Annotated in this window: 16 protein-coding genes; 8 read left to right on the top strand and 8 right to left on the bottom strand. The window is 67.9% G+C overall.

Annotation, left to right across the window (positions count from 1 at the left end; all coding sequences use genetic code 11):
- Window positions 1-6: 6 nt before the first annotated feature.
- Window positions 7-921, bottom strand: a complete 915-nt coding sequence (gene bla, locus U0042_RS06155; RefSeq protein ID WP_114811696.1) for a class A beta-lactamase — start codon at window positions 919-921, stop codon at window positions 7-9.
- Window positions 922-1,051: 130 nt separating this feature from the next.
- Here bla and U0042_RS06150 point away from each other — a divergent pair, with 130 nt between their 5' ends.
- Entirely contained in the window at window positions 1,052-1,924 is an 873-nt protein-coding gene (locus tag U0042_RS06150; RefSeq protein ID WP_114811694.1) for a LysR family transcriptional regulator, read from the top strand.
- A 77-nt stretch (window positions 1,925-2,001) separates the two neighbouring features.
- Here the strand turns inward: U0042_RS06150 and U0042_RS06145 are convergent, their stop codons facing one another.
- Complete coding sequence (locus U0042_RS06145) at window positions 2,002-2,883, bottom strand: MOSC domain-containing protein (RefSeq protein WP_114811693.1); 882 nt, start codon at window positions 2,881-2,883, stop codon at window positions 2,002-2,004.
- Window positions 2,884-3,195: 312 nt separating this feature from the next.
- Here U0042_RS06145 and U0042_RS06140 point away from each other — a divergent pair, with 312 nt between their 5' ends.
- A complete protein-coding gene (locus tag U0042_RS06140) occupies window positions 3,196-3,384 on the top strand; it encodes a hypothetical protein (protein WP_114811691.1) in 189 nt (62 codons plus the stop codon).
- Between the two features lie 126 nt (window positions 3,385-3,510).
- Here the strand turns inward: U0042_RS06140 and U0042_RS06135 are convergent, their stop codons facing one another.
- The gene (locus U0042_RS06135) at window positions 3,511-4,419 is read right to left on the bottom strand and encodes a LysR family transcriptional regulator (RefSeq protein ID WP_114811689.1); all 909 of its coding nucleotides are present in this window, start codon (window positions 4,417-4,419) and stop codon (window positions 3,511-3,513) included.
- Window positions 4,420-4,593: 174 nt separating this feature from the next.
- On the opposite strand from U0042_RS06135, the gene speB reads away from it, so the two are divergent.
- Entirely contained in the window at window positions 4,594-5,547 is a 954-nt protein-coding gene (gene speB, locus U0042_RS06130; protein ID WP_114811687.1) for an agmatinase, read from the top strand.
- 216 nt (window positions 5,548-5,763) lie between these two features.
- Window positions 5,764-6,519, top strand: a complete 756-nt coding sequence (locus U0042_RS06125) for a hypothetical protein (RefSeq protein WP_114811685.1) — start codon at window positions 5,764-5,766, stop codon at window positions 6,517-6,519.
- A gap of 121 nt (window positions 6,520-6,640) precedes the next feature.
- Here the strand turns inward: U0042_RS06125 and U0042_RS06120 are convergent, their stop codons facing one another.
- Window positions 6,641-7,525 (bottom strand): manganese catalase family protein, encoded by an 885-nt coding sequence (locus U0042_RS06120; RefSeq protein WP_114811683.1) that lies wholly within the window; start codon window positions 7,523-7,525, stop codon window positions 6,641-6,643.
- Between the two features lie 282 nt (window positions 7,526-7,807).
- On the opposite strand from U0042_RS06120, the gene U0042_RS06115 reads away from it, so the two are divergent.
- The 3 genes from U0042_RS06115 (at window position 7,808) to U0042_RS06105 (ending at window position 12,002) form a co-directional block, all read left to right on the top strand.
- On the top strand, window positions 7,808-8,575 hold the full coding sequence (locus U0042_RS06115) for a DUF2306 domain-containing protein (protein ID WP_157977845.1): 768 nt from the start codon (window positions 7,808-7,810) through the stop codon (window positions 8,573-8,575).
- 317 nt (window positions 8,576-8,892) lie between these two features.
- Window positions 8,893-11,562 (top strand): ATP-binding protein, encoded by a 2,670-nt coding sequence (locus U0042_RS06110; RefSeq protein WP_114811679.1) that lies wholly within the window; start codon window positions 8,893-8,895, stop codon window positions 11,560-11,562.
- 2 nt (window positions 11,563-11,564) lie between these two features.
- Window positions 11,565-12,002: a response regulator gene (locus U0042_RS06105; protein WP_114811669.1), complete on the top strand. Its 438-nt coding sequence runs from the start codon at window positions 11,565-11,567 to the stop codon at window positions 12,000-12,002.
- 56 nt (window positions 12,003-12,058) lie between these two features.
- Here U0042_RS06105 and U0042_RS06100 read toward each other — a convergent pair whose 3' ends face one another.
- Both U0042_RS06100 and U0042_RS06095 read right to left on the bottom strand, forming a co-directional pair.
- Window positions 12,059-13,672: a sensor histidine kinase gene (locus tag U0042_RS06100; protein ID WP_114811668.1), complete on the bottom strand. Its 1,614-nt coding sequence runs from the start codon at window positions 13,670-13,672 to the stop codon at window positions 12,059-12,061.
- 408 nt (window positions 13,673-14,080) lie between these two features.
- Window positions 14,081-14,269 (bottom strand): CsbD family protein, encoded by a 189-nt coding sequence (locus U0042_RS06095; RefSeq protein ID WP_114811667.1) that lies wholly within the window; start codon window positions 14,267-14,269, stop codon window positions 14,081-14,083.
- A gap of 397 nt (window positions 14,270-14,666) precedes the next feature.
- On the opposite strand from U0042_RS06095, the gene U0042_RS06090 reads away from it, so the two are divergent.
- Window positions 14,667-15,110, top strand: a complete 444-nt coding sequence (locus U0042_RS06090) for a response regulator (protein WP_114811666.1) — start codon at window positions 14,667-14,669, stop codon at window positions 15,108-15,110.
- A gap of 73 nt (window positions 15,111-15,183) precedes the next feature.
- On the opposite strand, the gene U0042_RS06085 is transcribed toward U0042_RS06090, so the two are convergent.
- A complete protein-coding gene (locus U0042_RS06085; RefSeq protein WP_114811665.1) occupies window positions 15,184-15,759 on the bottom strand; it encodes a flavin reductase family protein in 576 nt (191 codons plus the stop codon).
- A gap of 53 nt (window positions 15,760-15,812) precedes the next feature.
- On the bottom strand, window positions 15,813-16,721 hold the full coding sequence (locus U0042_RS06080; protein WP_114811664.1) for a LysR family transcriptional regulator: 909 nt from the start codon (window positions 16,719-16,721) through the stop codon (window positions 15,813-15,815).
- Between the last annotated feature and the right edge of the window lie 122 nt (window positions 16,722-16,843).

The raw sequence follows: 16,843 nt of genomic DNA, 5'->3' as shown, positions 1-16,843 counted from the left end.
CGCACCCTATCCCAATGCCCCCGCCACGATGCGCGCCGCCGCGGCGATCACGTCGTCGCGTGCCTTCGCCTTCGGCTCGCGCTGCGTGAAGTAGACGGCCAGCATGACGGGCGCACGCCGGGGCGGCCAGAGAATGGCCAGATCGTTGGTGGTGCCGTAGTCGCCGGTACCCGTCTTGTCGCCCACGGCCCAATCCCCCGGAACGCCCGCGCGAATGCGATGCGCGCCCGTCGTGTTGCCGCGCAGCCATGTCACGAGCTGATCGCGTTGTGCCGCTGGCAGCGCCTGTCCCACGGTGAGCGTCTCCAGCGTGTGCGCCATGGCGGCCGGCGTGGACGTGTCGCGCAGGTCGCCCGGGATGGCCGTGTTGAGTTCGGTCTCCCAGCGGTCCAGCCGGAAGGCGGTATTGCCTGTGGCATGCGCGTAGGCCGTCACGGCCTGCGGACCGCCCAGCACCTTCATGAGCTGGTTCGCCGCAGTATTGTCGCTGTACTGGATCGCGGCCTGACATAGTTCCGCTACTGTCATGCCGTCTCTCACGTGCTTCGAGGAAACCGGCGAGTAGTGCGCGAGGTCTTGCTTCGTGTAGCGGATGCGCCTTTGCATCAGGCCGGGCACGTCGAGGCTGCGCGCCAGAATGGCCGCGGCCAGAACGACCTTGAAGGTGCTGCAAACGGCAAAGCGTTCGTCGGCGCGATAGCCGATCGCGCGCGCCTTGCCGCCGCCTTCCGTATCGATGGCGCACACGCCCAGACGTCCGCCCGACGTGCGTTCCAGCGCGGCGAGCGCGTCTCGTACGGAGGCATCCTGCGATGCGGTCGGCGAGGTCTGCGCTCGCGTCTTCAAGGTCAGCGCGAGCGGCAACATGCCGGCGGCGAGCAACAGGGTTCGGCGGTAAGCGCGATGACGGCGATGGGTCATGATGGGTCGTCTCTTGTCGTGATGGTCGGGCGAGGGTGCTGCACGAACAGCACTATCGGCCCGTTGCGAGCCGCCGACAATCGACGATAATTGCCGCCACGCAAAAGAAAATCTATCGGCTTCGGCAACCATGCGTCTTCATCTTCCTCTCAACGCGCTGCGGGCATTCGAGTCGTCGGCGCGGCATCTGAGCTTCACGCGCGCGGCGCAGGAGCTCAACGTCACCCAGGCCGCCGTGAGCCAGCAGGTGCGCACGCTCGAAGCGCGGCTGGGCTGCGCGCTCTTCAAGCGCCTGCCGCGCGGCCTTGCGATCACCGACGAAGGGCTCGCCCTGCTGCCCGTGCTCAGCGAATCGTTCGGGCGCATCGAGACCGTGCTCAAGCAGTTCGAAGGCGGCCGGCGCCGCCAGGTGCTCACGGTGGGCGCGGTGGGCACGTTCGCGGTGGGCTGGCTGATTCCGCGGCTCAAGCCATTTCGCGAAACGCATCCGTTCGTGGAGTTGCGTCTGCTCACGCACAACAACCTCGTGGACCTCGCGGCCGAAGGGCTCGACTTCGCCGTGCGCTTCGGCGACGGCGGCTGGCCTGCCACTCACAACACGCTGCTGCTCGATGCCCCGCTCGCGGTGCTCTGCGCGCCGGCCATTGCGAGGCGCCTCAAGAAGCCCGCCGACCTCGCCAACGAAACGCTGCTGCGTTCGTATCGCACCGACGAATGGCCGAACTGGTTCGCGGCCGCGGGCGTGGCGCCGCTCGCGGCCAAGGGCCCGGTCTTCGATTCGTCGCGGCTGATGGTGGAGGCGGCGGTTCAGGGCGCGGGCGTGGCGCTCGCGCCGCCGCGCATGTTCGTGCACGAACTGCAAACGGGTACGCTGGTGCGCGTCTTCGAGGCGGAACTGCGTGCGGGGGCCTACTGGCTCACGTGGCTGAAGTCGCGCCGCCTGTCCCCCGCGATGCAGCTGTTTCGCGACTGGGTCTTGCAGGAAGCGGCGGCCACGGCGTGATGCGATGTGCGCCACGCGGCAGGTGGAGGTGGCGCCATGAGGCCAAAAACGCCCCGCCCGCCTGCCGGCTTGCAGACTCAGGCGTCGAAGCCCAGTTCCGCGTTCACGGTCATCCCCACTTCGAGCCACGTGCCCGCGCCGGCCACCACGATGCCGTTGTTACCGAACGTGAGCGCGCCGTCGAAACGCGGATTCGCGCGATACGCCTGCATGGTGTCGAGCGGCTCGTGCGGCCAGGCCGGGTCGGGTGCGCCGGTTTGCTGGTCGATGGTGGGCATCGGGCAGCGCGTGCAGAGCTTCACGAGCCGCACATCCACGGTTGTACCGCTCGCGTCGATCTCGAGGCGCTCCACGTAATCTTCTTCATAAGGGTCGAGCCCCGACACCACCACGTTGGGACGAAAGCGGTTCACGGGCACGGGCGGCGCGCCCCTGGTTGCGAGCCGCGCGTTGAGATCGTCCAGCGACGCCTGACCCAACACGAGCAGCGGATAACCATCGGCGAATTGCGTCGTCGAAACGAATTCGCCGGTCCACTTGCGGCTCACCTCGCGGCGCGCCGAGGGCGCGAAGCGCACCAGACGCACGGGAAAACCGAGGAAGTCGCTGAACCATGCCGCGGTTTCTGCGCCTGTATCGAGCGCTTCCACCGTGTCTTTCCAGACGGTCGCGGCGACAGTGGGCGCGCCGGCAAGATCGTCCGCAAGATTGGCGGCGGAAAGCGGCGTCATGAGCGGCGCGCGGTCCGGCGCGCTGATGGTGAGCACGCCGTCGCCGAAGACGGGCTTCACGAGCGCGAGCCGCGGATGAACGCGCTGCGTGAGCATCACGCCCGCGGCATCGACGAGCATCCAGCTGCGGTCGTAATCGAAGCCGGTTTCGCCGAGGCGCGCACGGGACAGCGCAACGCCCGCGCACGACTTGATCGGATAGACGAACAGTTCGCTGATGATGGGCATGGGGACAAAGCAGCAGAGAGGTGGGGCAAGGCGCAAACATAGCACAGGGCATGCAGTGGGCGGGCGTGGCGCCGTGCCCGCCTGTGCCGCCCTGTTCTGCGCGGTGGGCCTTGTCGTCTTGCTGCCTCGAAACCCCTGCCTTGCAGCATCCGCCGGCGCAGTCCTATATTGAAAGATCGACATGCCGGCGGCGCGCGCAGACGGCGCGGCGCGTACCGGCGCATCACTGCACATGTCCAAGCCGAGGGGGGGCAGATCGTGAGGACCACGACAGACGTGCTCAGGACCGGACGACGCGAAACGATACGGCACGTGGCTTACAGCCTGGCGGACAGCGGACGCTATGCCGACTGGCAGGCCATCGAAGGCATCTTGTGCACCCGCTACGGGCTGCTCGAAACACGCCGGCTGCTGGCGGACCGCTTCATTCGCTCGGAACTGAACCGGCGCTGCACGGCGGCGTCACGCGGCCGCGGCGGCCGGGAGGGATTGAACGGGTAGGCGCCGGGCCGGCCCGTTCGCGTGGCGTCATTGGAACGGCCGACGGCGACGGAGCCGTCGCAGGGTTCGCTCGGGAACATGCGGATTTATGCGAGGCGAATAAAACGTGCGGTGCATCGTCGTCGCTCACGCTTGCGGCGCGCCATGCGCGCGCCGCATGTCTTCGAGAAACGCCTCGACAATCGGGCCCCTGCGGTTGCGCTGCTGCGTGACCATGTGAAACGTCACGTCGTAGCGCAGCTTGGCGGGGTTCAGCGCCGCGAGCAGGCCCTGCTTCACGTAAGGCGCCGCGAAATGCTGCGGCAGATACCCGAGGTGGTGCCCCGAAAGAATCAGCAGCGCGACGGCTTCCATGTTGTCCGCCTGGGCCGTCACCTTCGCGGGCGTCGTGGAAAGCTGCACCTCAGGCAACGGATACGTGCGCCACGCCCATTCGAAGTCCGCAGCCTTCGACGGATCGAGCCGCCCCGCCTGGCGATACAGCGGATGCCCGCGCCCGCAGTAGGCCACCTGCCGCTCCTCGAAGAGCGGCGTGTAGTCGAGCGTAGGCACGCGGTGCCAGAAGTAGCCGATGGCGACGTCCACGTCGGCCGCCAGCAACCGCTCTTCGAGTTCGCCCGGCGGCCGCACCGAAATCGAGAAGCGCACGGCCTCGTCGCGCCGCCGGAACAGCGCAATGGCTTCGCTGATGCGCGCGTTATGGCTCACGGGCGTGTGCCCGATCAAGCCGATATCGAGCGAGCCCACCAGTTGTTTGTCCATGTGGCGCGCCTCGCTGCTGAACTCGTCCACGGCCGCGTAGAGCTTTTTCGCGAGCGCGTAGAAGCGCTCGCCCTTCGTCGTGAGACGAAAGCCGCCGCGGCCCCGCTCGCAGAGCCGGAAGCCGAGCCGCGTTTCGAGCGTGGAAAGCTGCGTGCTGATGGTGGGCTGGCTCACGTTGAGCGTGGACTGCGCGACGCTCACGCCGCCCGCATCGGCCACGGCGACGAACACGCGTATCAGGCGCAGGTCGAGGTCGGTCAGCGCGCCCAGCATGTCAGGTTCCTGCCTTCAAAAAAATACATACCGATTGATCAATGTTAACGTTCGAACTTAGCGATTCAAGTTTCGATTTTGGTGCCGCACACTACTGCCGCAAAGGGCCATTGGCATGATAGGCCAAAACGGATGAATACAGACCAATCCACCCGCAAACGACGAGGAACGGCGATGACCAGCGAATACTTCCAGCCCATGAGCGGCAACGCGATGCCCCGCTTCGGCGGCATCGCCACGATGATGCGTCTGCCGCACGCGGAAAGCGCCGAAGGGCTCGATGCCTGTTTCGTGGGTGTGCCGTTCGATCTGGGCACGTCGAACCGCACAGGCGCGCGCTTCGGGCCGCGCCAGATCCGCAGCGAATCCGTGCTGCTGCGGCCCTACAACATGGCGACGCGCGCCGCGCCGTTCGACTCGCTGCGCGTGGCCGACATCGGCGACGTGGCGACCAATCCGTACAACCTGCATGACTCCATCGCGCGCATCGAAGCGGCCTACGACGCGATCCTCGCTCACGGCTGCCGTCCCATTTCGCTGGGCGGCGACCACACCATCGCGCTGCCCATCCTGCGCGCCATGCATCGCCGGCATGGCCGCGTCGGCCTGATTCACGTCGACGCCCACGCCGACGTCAACGACACCATGTTCGGCGAGAAGATCGCGCACGGCACGCCGTTTCGCCGCGCGGTGGAAGAAGGACTGCTTGACTGCGAGCGCGTGGTGCAGATCGGTCTGCGCGGCACAGGCTACGCGGCCGAAGACTTCGACTGGTGCCGCGAGCAGGGCTTTCGCGTGGTGCAGGCCGAGGAATGCTGGAACCGCTCGCTGAGCCCGCTCATGGACGAGGTGCGCGAACGCGTGGGCGGCGGCCCCGTGTACGTCAGCTTCGACATCGACGGTATCGACCCTGCCTACGCGCCGGGCACGGGCACGCCCGAGATCGCGGGGCTCACGGTGCCACAGGCGCTGGAGATCGTGCGCGGCGCGTGGGGTCTCGATATCGTGGGGGCCGACCTGGTGGAAGTGGCGCCGCCCTACGATCCGTTCGGCACCACGGCGCTGCTGGGTGCGAACCTTGCGTACGAGTTGCTGTGTGTGTTGCCGGGTGTGGCGCGACGCGCGTGATGTGAAGCAACGCAGCACGTGAGGCACGGACGAGCCATAACAGCTGAACAACAAGCAAAACAACAAGCGAACAACAAGCCGAAGGCCGCACGACGATGCGGCCTTCGTCGTTTCCGAAGCCTCGAAATCGCCAAGGCTAAGACTCTCTTAAGCGCCCGCGGATATTCTTGAGCCCGCTTGCACTCACAGCACTATCCCGAACACAAGGAACAGCGCATGACGAAACAACCGCTCTCCGTCACCAAAGTACCCGAGGTCACGCTCGGCTTCTGGATCGTGAAAATTGCCGCCACGACGCTCGGCGAAACGGGCGGCGACGCCGTCTCGATGTCGATGAATCTCGGCTATCTGATCGGCACCGCGATCTTCGCGGTCATCTTCATCGCCGCCGTCACGGCGCAGGTTCGCGCCAAGCAGTTCTACGCGCCGCTCTACTGGCTCACCATCATCGCCACCACGACCGTCGGCACGACGCTCGCCGACTTCGCGGACCGCTCGCTCGGCATCGGCTACGCGGGCGGCAGTTCGATCCTGCTCGCGCTCGTGCTCGTCTCGCTGCTCGCGTGGTATCGCACGACAGGGTCCGTGTCGGTCAGCACGGTGTCGTCGCCGAAGGCCGAGGTGTTCTACTGGATCACCATCATGTTTTCGCAGACGCTCGGCACCGCGCTCGGCGACTGGACCGCCGACTCGGCGGGCTTCGGCTACAGCGGCGCGGCCGCGCTGTTCGGCGGGCTGCTGCTCGTGCTCGCGATCCTGCACTACTGGACCCGCATCTCGAAGACGCTGCTGTTCTGGTGCGCCTTCATCCTCACGCGGCCGCTCGGCGCCGTGGTGGGCGACTTTCTCGACAAGCCCGTCGATCACGGCGGACTCGCGCTGAGCCGCTATACGGCGTCGCTTGCGCTGGTGCTCTTTATCGTTGCGTGGATGACGTTCTTCCGGCAGCGGCCCGCCACGGCGGCGCATTGAACGAGACGCCGCGGGCTTGCAACGCACCCGCGGCCACTTCATACGCCGGCCTCACTGATACAGCTTTTTCAATCGCGCGGCACGGCGCTTACAACATCGACAGGCAGGCATTTGAGGCGGCCTACTTCTCCTCGCCCTCGATGCCTGTCATGCCGAGTTCGGCACCGGTCTCGGGGTCCGACGCGGTGTCCGATGCAAGACGCTGCTTCATCGCCTCCACGGCCTTGACTTCCTTGCCGTCGAGTTTCCCGCTCGCCAGTCCGTCGCCGCCGTCCACCGCGACCTGCGGCTCGGGCACGAGTTCGAGCCCGCGGCCCTCGTTCCACGGGCCCTGCACGGGCGGCTCGCCCACCTGCATCCTGAAGTACTTGCTGGCGTACTCCTTCACCGGCGGCAGCTTGCCCGGCGGGAAGTTCGGGCTGATCGAATACAACGCCTTCTCGAACGACTTCTGGTGCGAGACTTCGCGCGTCATGAGAAAGCCGAGCGCCTCACGCACGCCCGGGTCGTCGCTCACGTTGATGAGCCGCTCGTAGATGATCTTCGCGCGCGCCTCCGCCGCGATGTTCGAGCGCAGGTCCGCCGTGGGCTCGCCGATGGTGTCGATATACGCTGCCGTCCACGGCACGCCGCCGGAGTTCGTGAGCGGCGTGCCCGCGCCGTACAGCACCTGCGTCACGTGGCTGTCGTTGCCCGCGCCGTTGAGCTTGCGGTACATCTCCGCCTGCGCGTCCACGGCCTCGGCCAGTTCGCCCTTCGCGCCGCGATTCAGCATCGCAACGATGGAGCCGATGATCTCGAGGTGGCTCAACTCTTCCGTCGCGATGTCGAACAGCATGTCCTTGCGGCCCGGATCTTCTTCGGTGATCGCCTGCGTGAAATAGCGCATGGCCGCGGCGAGTTCGCCTTGCGGGCCGCCGAACTGCTCGAGCAGCAGATTCGCGAGCCCGGGATCGCATTCCCCGACTCGCACGGTGTACTGCAAACGCTTGTTGTGGACGAACATGACACTCCCCCTTCGTGGGCGATTGAACGAGCCCTTCGCACCGCATTGAACATTCCCGGCAGCGCGTGCACGGCGCGCTGCGGCCTTCGCAGCGACCTTTCCCGAGCGTTCCTGTAATCGGGCGCATGAAACCCGACCTGCCGCTGTCTCCGTCCACTGCTCGGCCTACTGCCGGCTCGTTCGATGCGCGCGCTTTGCTGCGTTCGTCGGCCGCGCTTCGCTACGGACGGCGCGCGCTCGTCGCCGTCACGTGGGCGAGCATGGCGATCTTCGGCGTCTACATTGCGATCTCATTGCGATCTCATTGCGGTCTATTACGGCGGGGCGATTCCGGCAGGCCGGCTCGACGACTGGAACGCGGTACTGCCGCGCCTCTACGTGCCCGGCGAGCGCTGGGGCAGCGTGGCGATTGCCGCGCACTTCCTCGCCGGGGCGATGCGGCTCGCCATGGGTCCGGCGCAGTTGATCACCGGCCCGCGCGGTACCACATCGCGGCTGTATCGCTGGACGGGACGCGTCTACGTCGCGGCGGCGGCCATCGCGGGCGTGGGCGGAACGCTTTACATCGCGTTGCGCGGCACGGTGGCCGGCACGCCGATGAACGTCGGCTTCGGCCTCTATGGCGTGCTCATGGTGGTGGCATCCGCGCAAACGCTCAGGTACACGCGGGCACGGCAGTTTCTCCAGCATCGCGCCTGGGCCATTCGCCTCGTCGCACTCGCGGTGGGCGCGTGGCTGTATCGCATGGATGACGGCCGCTGGCTGAAACGGGCCCACGGCATCGACGATCACTCGCGCACCTTCGACGGCCCCTTCGATGCCTTCATGGCGTTCTTCTACGTGCCCAACCTTGCCGTGGCCGAGGCGCTGATTCGGGCTCACGAGGCGCCGCCTTCGCTGCGCATGCGGCGCGTGCTCACGCCGCTCGTAATCGCGGCGGCGGCGCTCATCGCGCTCGCCACGTGGCGCTTCACGGCGTCGTTCGTATTGGGCACCGCCTATCGTGGCCCGCATCGCGAGACTGTCGAGAACGTAAAGCGGGGGACATAAAGCGCGCAACGCGACCGTGGCATGCAGAGGCGCCACGGCACCGCGGCACGCCGATTGCTACGCACTGCCCAGACCGCTCGCGCCTCATTGGGCCGCCCCGCGCGAAGAGCCTCGCTCCCGCCCCCGGCGCCCCATACCGCGCGCTTTCCGCGGTTCTTCAGGGAGTGACGCATGTACGAATTACAGAGTTCGCGTGAGGCGGCGGGCTCGCGCATGACCCGCCGCCTTGCGGCCTCCGCTGCCGCCTTTGCCGGCACAGCGGACGCCGATGCAGGCATCCGCCGCGTTCCGGTTCATCTCTGTCGCGCGGAGCCCGCATGACGCCACCCGTCGACGCCCTCACCGCCCGGTCCGCGCAAGCGTTGCATGCATCGCGCGCGGACGATCAGGCCGAGCGCGCCGGGCCGCAGATGACGCGCCCCGTTCCGACCGACGCGCCCGCGCAGCAGACCGCCCTCCGCTTTCCGGGCAGCATCCAGCCGCACGGCTTTCTGCTCAGCTTCGACGAGCGCGGACGCATCCGCCAGGCGAGCGCCAACGTCGTGGACCTCACGGGCATACCGGCCGCCGATCTGATCGGCGAGCCGCTTGCGCGCGTGATCGGCGAAGCCGCGGCCTCGGCTGCCGTGCGCGCTGTCGCGACGCCGGGCGCGGACGGCACGCCGCGCTTCGTCGGCGCCATCGCGGACCCGCGGCCGGCCAGCGGCGTGAAGGCGCCGCCCATCGGTATCGGCCACGACGAAGTGCAACGCGCCTCGCCGCGCAGCGCTTCGTCCAGCGCGGCCATGCAAACGCAAGCCCAGACACAAGCGCAAACACAAACACAACCGCAAACCCAGAGCCACGCAAGCTCGGCCCCAGACCCACGCGAAGCGACCACCACCCGCCCGCCGCTTGCCGTCGTCGCGCATCGGCACGACAGCGTGGCGCTCGTCGAACTCGAGCCGGCGTTGGGCACGGCGGACGTGTTCTCGTCGCTCTATCCGCTCGTGCGCACGTTCCTGCGCGGCCTGCAGGACGCCGGCAGGGTGGAGGACCTCGTGCACCTCGCCGTCGAGGAAATCCGGCGCATTACCGGTTTCGGCCGCACGCTGGTGCGCCGCTTCGACGCCACGGGCCACGGCCACGTGATAGCCGAGGCCCGCGAGCCCGGCTACGCGCCCTGGCTCGATCTGCGCTTCCCCGCCTCGGAACTGCCGGCCGAAGCGCGCGCGCTCTATCTGCAAAACCGCATCCAGCTGGTGGCGGATGCCGCGTACGCGCCGGTGCCGCTCGTGCCGTCGCTGCATCCGGACACGGGCCGCGCCACTGACCTCACGTGGGCTTCGCTGCGCAGCGCGCCGGCCGCGCAGGTCGCGCAGATGAAGCACCGCGGCTCCGGCGCGGCGATGTCGATGGCCATCGTCGTGCGTGGCCGCTTGTGGGGCATCGTCTCGTGTCATCACGCCACGCCGCGCCTCGCGCCGTTCGAGGTGCGCGCCGCGTGCGAGCACATCGCGCAGATGCTCTCGCTCCAGATCGAAGCGCGCGAAGACCGCGCCGAGGCGCAATACCGGCTCGGGCTGCGCGAGCGGCTGTCGCGGCTCGTCGCGGCAATGGCCAACAGCGAGCACTTCGTGGCCGCGCTGTGCGAGAACGCCGCGGACCTGCTCGGCCTTGCGGACGCCACGGGCGCGGCCATCGTCTTCGACGGTCGTGTGGCGACGGTGGGCCATGCGCCGGACGAGGCCGCCGTCGAACAGATCGTCGCGTGGCTCGACCGCCAGAGCGGCGAGCCCTACGCCACCGACCAGCTCGCCGCGGCCACGGGCGCGCCCGCGCTGCCCGGTGTCGCGGGCATGCTCGCGGTGCCCATCTCGAAGCTCTTTCGCAATTACGTGCTCTGGTTCCGGCCCGAGGTCGTGCAAACGCTGCACTGGTCGGGCGATCCGGACGCCCATCCATCCGCAGCCGGCACCCGTCCACAGAACGAAAACCGCATCGGCCTGCACACCGAAACCGTGCGCGGACGCTCGCAGCCCTGGCGCGACGCCGAACTCGAAATCGCACGCGAGTTTCGCGCGGCGCTGCTCGGCATCGTGCTGCGCCGTGCCGAAGAGATCGCGCAACTGGCCGTGGAACTGGGCCGTGCGAACGAGGAACTGGAGGGCTTCTCGTACACCGTCTCCCACGACCTGCGTGCGCCCTTGCGTCACATCGCGGGTTTCGCGGACCTGCTGCGTCAACTGGAAGGCGGGCGCCTTTCGGAGCGCGGGCGCCATTTCGTGGAACGCATCGTCGATTCGGCGCGCTTCGGCGGCCGGCTCGTGGACGACATGCTCGCGTTCTCGCACATGGGCCGCGCCGCGCTGCGCGTGCAGCGCGTGAATCTCGACGAACTCGTGCGCGAGCTCGTGGCCGAGCAGCAGCGCGAACAGTCGGCGCGTCCCATCGAATGGCACGTGGGCAAGCTGTGCACCCTTGCCGCGGACCCCATGCTCATGCACGTGGTGCTGCGCAACCTGCTCGACAACGCCGTGAAGTTCACGCGCCACCACACCCGCGCGGACAACCCTGCGGTCATCGAAATCGCGCACGAGCCGGGCGAAGCCTTCGACGAAGAACGCGAGCGCCGCCACGAAAACGGTCCGCCGCTTGCGGGCTACGAAGTGATCTACGTGCGCGACAACGGCGTGGGCTTCGATCCGCGCTACGTCGACAAGCTGTTCGGCGTGTTCCAGCGCCTGCACCGCTACGAAGACTTCGAAGGCACCGGCATTGGCCTGGCAAGCGTGAGGCGCATTGTCGAGCGGCATGGCGGCAAGGCGTGGGCCACGGGCGAGCCGGATCGCGGCGCCACGGTCTACCTGGCCTTGCCGCGCGCCGCCGCGGTGCCGCCGCATTCCGCGGGCGAAACGGCCGCGGCGGCCGTCGCGCGGCTCGCCGCCATCACGCCCGGCACGCAGCCGTTTCGCAACGTCCGCCAAACCGATGCACCCAAGGAGTAGCTGTGCTCAGACCCATCCTGCTCGTAGAAGACAACCCCAACGACATCGAACTCACGCTCATCGCGCTGGAGAAAGTGCGGCTCGCGAACCCGGTGGTGTCGGTGCGCGACGGCGTGGAAGCGCTCGACTATCTGCGCCGCGAAGGCCAGTGGTCGGAGCGCGCCGAAGAGAACCCCGCCGTCATCCTGCTCGACAAGAAGCTGCCGAAGATAGACGGCCACGAGGTGCTGAAGATCGTGCGCGCCGACGAGAACCTGAAGCGCATTCCCGTCGTGATGCTCACGTCGTCGCGTGAAGAGAAAGACCTGCTGCGCAGTTACGACCTGGGCGTGAACGCGTACGTGGTGAAGCCCGTGGAGTTCGACGACTTCATGGCGGCCATCAGCGACCTGGGCGTGTTCTGGGCCGTGCTCAACGAACCGCCGCCCTATTCGAAATAAACACAGCGAAGTGAACGCAGCGAAGTGAACGCGGCGCGTCGACCGCCGCGAAGGAATCACCGATAGAGCGGCAGCCTGATCCAGAACGTTGCCCCGCAGCCGCGCCCCTCGCTGTGCGCGGTGATGGTGCCGCCATGCAGTTGCACGATGTTCCGCGCGAGCCACAGGCCGAGCCCCAGGCCCGACGCGCGACCGCCGCCGTCTTCCTGATGAAAGCGCTCGAAGATGCGCTCCAGCGCTTCGGGCGCAATGCCGCGGCCCGTGTCGCGCACCATCAGCAGCGCCTCGCCGCCGTCCGTCTGCACGGCCACGGTCACGCGGCCCTCCACGCAGAACTTCGTGGCGTTGGTGAGCAGATTCCAGATCACCTGGCGGATGCGCGCCTCGTCGGCCATCACGATGCACGACGAGAGTTCGTCGGCGACGAGGCACAGCCCCTTCGCCTCGATGCTCACGCGCATGTCTTCCGCGACGTTGCCAGTGAGCGCGCCCAGATCGACAGGCGCAAGCTGCACCGAGAGCTTGCCCGTGGCAATGGCGCCGCTGTCGAGCAGGTCGTCCACCATCAGCGCAAGCTGGCGGGCGTTGCGCTCGATCACGGTGCCCGCACGCATCATATGGGCCGTGTCGCTCGTGCGCTGTAAAAGCGTGGCCCACGACAGAATGGCGCCCAGCGGCGAGCGCAATTCGTGGCTCACCGCGGTCACGAAATGGTCCATCGCGCGCGTGGCCTCCTCGCTCTGACGGCGCGCCTGCCGCTCGGCCTGCGCGATGGCGACGTGCTGAAGCTCCGACTCCTTGCGCGCGGTGATGTCGAGCGCAAGCCCCGCGATGGAGGCGCCCACGCCGTCGCGATGCGCCTGGCCCGCGGCGCGCAGCAGAATCCAGCGCGGCGCGCCGCCCGGCAGCGTCACGAGAAAGTCCACTTCGATCGGCGTGCCCGTGCGCAGCGTTTCGTCGAATGCGTCCTGCACGCGCGCGCGATGCGCCTCGTCGATGCATTCTTCGAAGAGACGCGTTTTGGTGAGCACAGCGTCGGGGTCGAGCCCGAGCAGCGCCTTCAACTGCACGTTGCAGATCAGCTCGCCGGTAGCCGTTTCCAGTTCGATGGCGCCGACGTTCGCAAACGCCAGCGCCTGCTGGAAGCGCTCCTGCTGCGTGCGCAACTGCGCCGTCGCTTCTTCCATCAGCACCTGGCGCAGCCGCGCCTGCGAGCGCAGCTTGGCCCGCTCGCGCTGGTCGCGCCCGGCCGCTTCCATGCCGTCCGTGATGTCGAGCACGCACAGGCCGTAGAGCCGCCGGTTGTCGCCGGCTTCCAGCAGCCGGGCGCGCACCTGCCAGTAGCGCGTTTGCAGGCGCCCGTCGCGGTGCGGATCGAGGTCGTAGCGAATGGGCGGCGACAGGCGCGCCTCGCCCGGCGCGAGATGCGCGAGCACGGCATGCAGCCAGCGGCGGCGCTCTTCACGCTGCTCGCGCGAGCCCACCTGATTGATGTCGTACACCGAGCGGCCCACCACGGCCTCGCGTTCGCTCCCGAGCAGCTTCAGGTACGCGCGGTTCACCGCGACCACCTGGGCGTCTTCGTCGAGCACGAGCCAGGCGTCGGGCAGCGCATCGAAGATCTCCCCGCCCGCGAGGAGACCCGGCGCATTAGACGGATAGCGCGACATGACGCGGCCGCCCGCTAGCACACGCTGCAACGTCGCCCCGGTGCGGCAACGTGGACGCGGGCACCGGCGCCGCGCGGCGCTTCGGCATGCGAAACGGTGGTCAAGACGGCTTGTGCGACTTCTTGCGAGGCTTCCTCCAATACACGGAGCGCAGGCGTTGCCTGCCAGCAAACCTGATGGAAAGTGGGCACGTATAAGGTCCAGATAGATAAACGAGGCCGCGCGGACGCGAACCTCCGTCAACGACATCCCGCTGACAGGAAGACTGCGCGCAACCTGCGGCGCAGGTTGCACAGAAACCGAAAAAGCCGGGCGCGGCCTGCCGCCCGGCGATCGTTCGGCGCTGCCGCGGTGCGGCAGCAGGGCGGACAGACGGCGCCGCGCGCCGTGCCGTCCGCCGCGAACGCGTCAATGACGGCGCGAGGCGTCGTCCTTGACCGCTTCCTTCATGTCGCCAATATCCTTGCGCGCCTGGCCGGCGCCTTGCTGCAGATCGCCCTTGAGTTCGCGAGCCGGGTTGTCGGTGGCCTTGCCCACCTGTTCGTTAACCTTACCTTTCACCTTTTCGGCTACGCCCTTTACCTGGTCTTTGTTCATCTGGGTTCTCCCATTGGACTGCGACGACTTTGCCGCCCTCGTGGAGTAGCAGCCCGCGTACCTGGCACGGTCGTGCCTGTCATGCCGTTCGCCGTGCGTCGCGGGACAACGCGGCTTTCCGCTGCCTTGTGTGTGCGTTGCTCTGGGCGCGGTGCCACTGCGCTACAGCCCCGCTACAGCCCCGCTACAGCCCTTTTACGCAGCGCACCATGAAAGAAGCGCCGCCGCCGTGCAAATAAGAGAGGCCATCCGGCCGCAAGGGCCGCTGCCCAAGGCGTTCGGGCACGGCGCACACACGAATGCCACGGGCGGGCACGGCAATCGCTACGCCACATCACGGCGGCTGCACTGGGGCAGAGAGGACAGCCGTTGACGCCGCCGGAGAAGGGAAACGCTTATGGCTACGCTGCTGCTTGTGGACGACGACCGGAATTTCCTGCGCGCGCTGCGGCTCGTATTCGAGCTGGACGGCTACCGCGTGCTGACCGCGCACGACGGTGCCGACGCCTGGGCGCTCGCCACGGCCGAGCGGCCGGGCGCCATCGTCACGGACCTGATGATGCCGGGCATCGACGGGCTGGAGCTATGCCGCCGCCTGAAAGCCGAATGGAGCACGCTGCGCATTCCCATCGTCATGCTGACTGCCACGTTCCCGCTGCCCGCGCGCGGCGACCGTCCGTGGGACGTGCTGCTCAGCAAGCCGGTCTCGGCCGCGCTGCTGCGGCGTGTGGTGGACTCGCTGACGGGCGGCAACGCAGGCGACAAAACCGCCGCACCTGAGGCGCACACGCATGGACGCGAGTCCGCGTCGGCGCCGAAGCGCGACTTGATGGAGCGATAGCCCCGGCGCGCATGCCGCAGCGGCAACGGTCGCCGTCAACGCGCAAGGGCGCTCTGCCGCCTTGCCCCCTGCCTCACAACGGCTTCGCCCTCACCTGATTCGAGACCGGCACGAAGATCCCCGCGCCCAGGTGGTGGAGGGTGTGCAGCCCGGCATTCGATCCGTCGAAGTTCCAATGGCCGTTCGCGAACACGCGGCTGTCCGCTGCTGCCGCAACCACTTCGCCAAAGCAGGTGTCGTAAGCGTCTTCGGTATGCGGCTCGCGAATCAGGCGGCACTCCATCCACGCGGCGCAGCCCGTTTCGACGAGCGGCAGTCCCAGCACCGGCCCCTGCACGGTTTCGATGCCGTACTTCGCGAATTTGTCCATCTCGCGCCCGCTCGACGAACCCACCGCATACGTGTGGTCGATGAAGGCCGCACCCGGCACGCAGATGCCGAAGGTGCCGCTCGCCATGGCGAGTTCGCGCGTGAAGGTGTGCTTGTCGATCACCACGGCGATGCGCGGCGGCGTGAATTCCACGGGCATCGACCAGGCCGCGGCCATCACGTTGCGCCGGCTGCCGTCGGCGCTCGTGACGAGCACCGTGGGGCCGTGGTTGATGAGGCGGCTGGCATGTTCGAGTGCGACGGGTTGGAAGTGGCTCATGTCGGTGTGTGTAGAAGCGGTCGATGAACGTGAATGGCTGGAGCGCGGTGCGGTCAGAACGGATGCCTTGGACGGGTCTTGAGCGCATCGATCAAGGCCCGCACCTTGGGCGACGGATGGCTCGTGGAAGGATAAACGACGTGCACGCCCGCTGCTGGCGAGCGCCACGCGGGCAAGAGACGCACGAGGCGGCCCGCTTCCACGTCGGCGGCAATGGAAAAGTCCGTGAGGTAGCCGAAGCCCACGCCCGCGAGCGCAGCGGCGCGGGCGGCCGGCGCGGTGTCGGTGGTGAACGCGCGCTTGCAGCGCACGCTGCGTTTGTCGCCGCGCGCGTTGACGAGTTCCAGCGCCTGCGGACGTCCCGGCACGGGACGCGCCACGTAGGGCTTGTCTGCAAGCGCCTCGGGCGTGCGCGGCGCGCCCCATGCCGCGATCCATTCGGGGCTCGCCACGAGCCACCGTTCGTAGCCGTCCACCCTGGCGGCGCGATAGTTCGAATCGGCGAGGCGCCCCAACCGCACCGCCACATCCACGTTTTCCGCCACGAGATCGATCACGCGGTCGTTGCAGAGCAGTTCGACATCGAGTTCGGGATTCGCCGCGCGCAACTCGGCGAGCGCGGGCACCACCACGACCGACCCGTAGTCCACCGGCGCACTCACGCGCAGCGTGCCGCGCAACGGCCCCGTGCCGCCTGAGACGGCCGCGAGCGCCTCGTTCGCGGTGCGCAGAATTGCCACGCTCGCCTCGTAGAACGCGCGGCCGGCGTCGGTTACGTTGAGGCGCCGCGTGGTGCGCACCAGCAGGCTCGCGCCCACCTCCGCTTCCAGCCGCTGCATGTGCGTACTGACCATCGTTTTCGCGAGACCCAGCCGCCCGGCCGCCGCCGTCAGGGACCCCGCCTCCACCACGGCAGCGAAGATCGCCAGCCGGTTCAGATTCACGTCGCGTACGTCGGCCATCGTCGATTGTCCACTCGAAAAGGATTATGTTTCCGCGATTATCCGTCTTCACCGCACACGCCGCCCGGCCTACGCTTCGGTCCATGCCCTTTCGGCACGCCCTTTCACGAACCACCAGACGG

The sequence above is a fragment of the Paraburkholderia kururiensis genome, from assembly GCF_034424375.1.
Classification (GTDB): Bacteria; Pseudomonadota; Gammaproteobacteria; order Burkholderiales; family Burkholderiaceae; genus Paraburkholderia; species Paraburkholderia kururiensis_A.
The sequence above is the reverse complement of the archived record's forward strand: the minus strand, read 5'-3'. Positions and strand labels throughout refer to the sequence as shown.

Bases quoted from the DNA above. Each gene is read 5' to 3' on its own strand.
- bla (WP_114811696.1), bottom strand. From the start codon at position 921: ATGACCCATCGCCGTCATCGCGCTTACCGCCGAACCCTGTTGCTCGCC.
- U0042_RS06150 (WP_114811694.1), top strand. From the start codon at position 1,052: ATGCGTCTTCATCTTCCTCTCAACGCGCTGCGGGCATTCGAGTCGTCG.
- U0042_RS06145 (WP_114811693.1), bottom strand. From the start codon at position 2,883: ATGCCCATCATCAGCGAACTGTTCGTCTATCCGATCAAGTCGTGCGCG.
- U0042_RS06135 (WP_114811689.1), bottom strand. From the start codon at position 4,419: ATGCTGGGCGCGCTGACCGACCTCGACCTGCGCCTGATACGCGTGTTC.
- speB (WP_114811687.1), top strand. From the start codon at position 4,594: ATGACCAGCGAATACTTCCAGCCCATGAGCGGCAACGCGATGCCCCGC.
- U0042_RS06125 (WP_114811685.1), top strand. From the start codon at position 5,764: ATGACGAAACAACCGCTCTCCGTCACCAAAGTACCCGAGGTCACGCTC.
- U0042_RS06120 (WP_114811683.1), bottom strand. From the start codon at position 7,525: ATGTTCGTCCACAACAAGCGTTTGCAGTACACCGTGCGAGTCGGGGAA.
- U0042_RS06110 (WP_114811679.1), top strand. From the start codon at position 8,893: ATGACGCCACCCGTCGACGCCCTCACCGCCCGGTCCGCGCAAGCGTTG.
- U0042_RS06100 (WP_114811668.1), bottom strand. From the start codon at position 13,672: ATGTCGCGCTATCCGTCTAATGCGCCGGGTCTCCTCGCGGGCGGGGAG.
- U0042_RS06095 (WP_114811667.1), bottom strand. From the start codon at position 14,269: ATGAACAAAGACCAGGTAAAGGGCGTAGCCGAAAAGGTGAAAGGTAAG.
- U0042_RS06090 (WP_114811666.1), top strand. From the start codon at position 14,667: ATGGCTACGCTGCTGCTTGTGGACGACGACCGGAATTTCCTGCGCGCG.
- U0042_RS06085 (WP_114811665.1), bottom strand. From the start codon at position 15,759: ATGAGCCACTTCCAACCCGTCGCACTCGAACATGCCAGCCGCCTCATC.
- U0042_RS06080 (WP_114811664.1), bottom strand. From the start codon at position 16,721: ATGGCCGACGTACGCGACGTGAATCTGAACCGGCTGGCGATCTTCGCT.